Origin of the sequence: Streptomyces sp. NPDC002088, assembly GCF_040296605.1 — a bacterium.
Lineage (GTDB): Bacteria > Actinomycetota > Actinomycetes > Streptomycetales > Streptomycetaceae > Streptomyces.
The window spans coordinates 1-3,191 of sequence record NZ_JBEOXO010000088.1 but is presented as its reverse complement, the minus strand read 5'-3'; the positions used below and the strand labels follow the sequence as shown (position 1 = coordinate 3,191).

Below are 3,191 nucleotides of genomic sequence, written 5' to 3'. Positions count from 1 at the left end.
ACCGCTGCATCGCCGTCCCACTGGCCATGGCAGAACTGGAAGTAGCCATCAGACAGCTACTGGACCGCTTCCCACGACTGCAGCTGGCAGTACCATCACAGGAAGTGCACTGGGACACAAAAACCATCCGCCGCTTCCCGACCGAACTACCCGTCACCTGGCACGAGCCGCCCGCAAACCAGCCTCATTGAACACCCCCCGCCGACACGACAGCGGACAGCTCTCCCTCAAACTCCCCACAGCCCCGGCGCATCTGGCGAACGCCCCGCACGGCCGATATGTGCTGGACGCGACCGTCGCCTTCGCGCACCGGGGTGGGGAGTGGCTGGACCGGATCACGAACAGCCGGGCGGTGGCCTACCGCATCCACCACGACGTGACACGGAGCCGCTGGTATGTGACCGCCTCCTGGTAGCGCACCGCCGTCCCCGTGCTGCCGCTTCAGGCGGCGCTGGCCCGGGGCGTGGTCGCCGTCGACATGAACGACGACCACCTCGCCGCCTGGCGCCTCGACCCGCACGGCAACCCCGTCGGCGAGCCCAACCGCTACTTCTACGACCTGACCGGCTCCACCACGCACCGCGACGCGCAGATCCGCCATGCCCTCACCAGGCTGGTGCACCACACCCGCGCCACCGGCGCGGCCGCGATCGCCGTCGAGGACCTGGACTTCACCGACGGCCGGTGCCGGGAGAAGCACGGCCGCAACAAACGCTTCCGCCGCCTGATCTCCCGCTTCCCCGCCTCGGACATCGTCGAGGCCCAGTGGGTCGCCGAACGGCGCGGCCTGGTGCGATTCCGCACCGAGCAGCCGCCGTACTCGATCCTCAACCGGAGCATCGAGCGCGAGGTACTGCCCGTATGCGAGCGTTACGGCATGGGGACCATGATCTGGAGCCCGCTCGCGGGTGGCCTGCTCACCGGCCGCTACCGCAAGGACCGGCAGGCCGATACCCATCGGGCCGCCTTCGGCTTCCAGCACCTGCGCGACGAGCGCCGGCTCCACGCCGTGGAACAGCTTCTCCTCGTCGCCGACAAGACGGGGATTCCGCTGACGCACCTCGCCATGGCTTTCGCGATCGCCCACCCGGGCGTCACCTCCGCGATCATCGGGCCGCGCACCATGGACCACCTCGACGACCTCCTCGCCGGCGCCGAGATCACCCTGCCCGACGACGTCCTCGACGAGATCGACGCCATCGTGCCGCCCGGCACCGACGTCGGGACGCTCGACATGGCTTACAACCCGCCCGCCATCGAGGACGCCGCGTTGCGCCGCCGCCCGGCCGACGGGCGTTCCGCAGCCTGACCCGTCCCCGGGAACGGCCTGCGGGAGATCTCGACCCCCCGCTGACGACCGCAGTTTCCTACTCGACGGCAGGCCGTCCCCATGCGGTGGCGTCATTTCTCACTTCTCGCGAACATCCATGAGACCCAAGATCTCAAACTGCTGGCCGAACCTGCGTACATGCGTACAAACGCTGCTGCTACTGAACTTGAATGCGTGATGTCGGCCTGGTCATGGTGTGTCGGTGGAGCCGCGTGGAGTGCACGCGCGTCCGGGTCAGCATCACCGTTTCCTGACCCGCCCTCAGCACGCCATCGGGCCGCCCTTTGCCTGCGGGGCGGCCCGAACCTCTCAGCGCGAATTCATCCGCCTTTGACTGCGCCGGGGTGATCGGCGAGGTAGTCCTGCACGACTGACAGGAAGCTCGGGTCGGGCTCCAGACCGAGTGCGGCGGCGCGTCTGTTGTCGAAGACGGCGGGCCACGAGGCCACGATGGCCTCGACGGCAGGGTCAGGCGTGATGGTCACCAGGCCGGCGACGGCATCGCCGGCCACCTGCCGCAGCGTAGCGAGCATCTCTGCGACCGAGACCGTGAGCGCAGGCAGGTTGACCGGCATCTGGCCTTCGAGCCGCCCCGGCCCGACGCCGCGCTCGGCCTCCGCAATGCGCAGGATTCCCTGCACGGTGCGTCGCGGTGAGGCCAGGGCCACGTGCAGGTCTGGCCGCACCGGGCAGATCGCCGGGAGTCCCGCGAGCGGCTCCCGAATGATGCTGGACAGGAAGCCGGAGGCGGCCGCGTTCGGCTGGCCCGGCCGCACCGCGACGGTCATCAGGCGGGCGACGCGTCCGTCGAGGAAGCCGCGGCGCGTGTAGTCCGCGATCAGATGCTCGCAGATGAGCTTCTGTGTTCCGTAACTCGACCGCGGAACGGGAAGGAACGACTCGCTGACCACCGCGGGCAGGTTCAGCCCAGGGCTGGAACCATAGACGGCGAGGCTGCTGGCGAACACCACCCGCGGCGTCGGCCCTCCGGCCGCCGACTGTGCCCGGGCAGCGTCGAGCAGGGAGCGGGTGGTGTCCACATTGGCGCGCATGCCGAGGTCGAAGTCGGCCTCGCACTCGGCCGACACCGCCGCGGCAAGGTGGAACAGCACATGAACCGGCTTGGCGAACACGTCGTCGAGGCGGTCGATCAGGTCGCCGTGCACGATGTCCACGAGCGGGTCCGTCGCCACCAGGGAGTCGGGCTGCACGATGCGGTCGGCGAGCACCAGTCGCGTGATCGGTGTGCCACAAAACGTCCGCGTCTGCAGCAGTGTGCCGGTCAGCCGACGGCCCAGGAAGCCGAACGCGCCCGTGATGACGACCCTCACGTATCTTCTCCTCACGTGCGTGCCGGGGGCGTGGCACCGTCCAGCGCGGCGTCACCGTTGTGTCGCCGGCCTTCGGCCAGCCGCAACGGCATCCCGGCGATCCCGGCGGTTGGGCCCCCGGTCCGTCGGCGACGGCGAACTACCCACGCCGGCGCATCCGTCAAACGCCCAGCCCGCCAGACCCCGTCCGCCTCACCAACTGAGCGTCTGCTTGTCCGGCCCGGCCAACTACAGCGAAGAGGACATCTGTCTGCGGCAGGAGGCGTCCAGCCGACCCGCGAGCCAGACACGTGGACAGGACTCGCCAAGCTCCTTGCGGAACGCCTCGATCGCTTCCCGTACTTCCGACGCCCGGCCCCACTCCCCCGCCGTACTCGCCCGACGGCCGGCACCATCCGGACCAGGCCCAGGAGAACCTGGCCCGCCAGGCCCTCCTCTCGACGCCGAACCTGGTGGCGCTCCGCCCGGCGTCGACGGTGACCACCCCCGACCTCGTCTGGCACCCCCTCCCCGCCCCCCACCCCCGCCCC

The 3,191-nt window shown here is 69.9% G+C and carries 3 protein-coding genes and 2 pseudogenes; 4 read left to right on the top strand and 1 reads right to left on the bottom strand.

Features of this window, described 5'->3' with window-relative positions; all coding sequences use genetic code 11:
- The 3 genes and pseudogenes from ABT114_RS50090 to ABT114_RS50080 form a co-directional block, all read left to right on the top strand.
- Positions 1-191: pseudogene (locus ABT114_RS50090) on the top strand (hypothetical protein); the annotation flags it as partial.
- Positions 188-415, top strand: a complete 228-nt coding sequence (locus tag ABT114_RS50085; protein WP_351153978.1) for a hypothetical protein — start codon at positions 188-190, stop codon at positions 413-415. The pseudogene ABT114_RS50090 and the gene ABT114_RS50085, both read left to right, overlap by 4 nt.
- 15 nt (positions 416-430) lie before the next feature.
- On the top strand, positions 431-1,309 hold the full coding sequence (locus ABT114_RS50080) for an aldo/keto reductase (RefSeq protein WP_351153975.1): 879 nt from the start codon (positions 431-433) through the stop codon (positions 1,307-1,309).
- A 341-nt stretch (positions 1,310-1,650) separates the two neighbouring features.
- Here ABT114_RS50080 and denD read toward each other — a convergent pair whose 3' ends face one another.
- A complete protein-coding gene (denD, locus tag ABT114_RS50075; RefSeq protein WP_351153973.1) occupies positions 1,651-2,661 on the bottom strand; it encodes a D-erythronate dehydrogenase in 1,011 nt (336 codons plus the stop codon).
- 290 nt (positions 2,662-2,951) lie between these two features.
- On the opposite strand from denD, the pseudogene ABT114_RS50070 reads away from it, so the two are divergent.
- Positions 2,952-3,191: pseudogene (locus ABT114_RS50070) on the top strand (hypothetical protein); the annotation flags it as partial.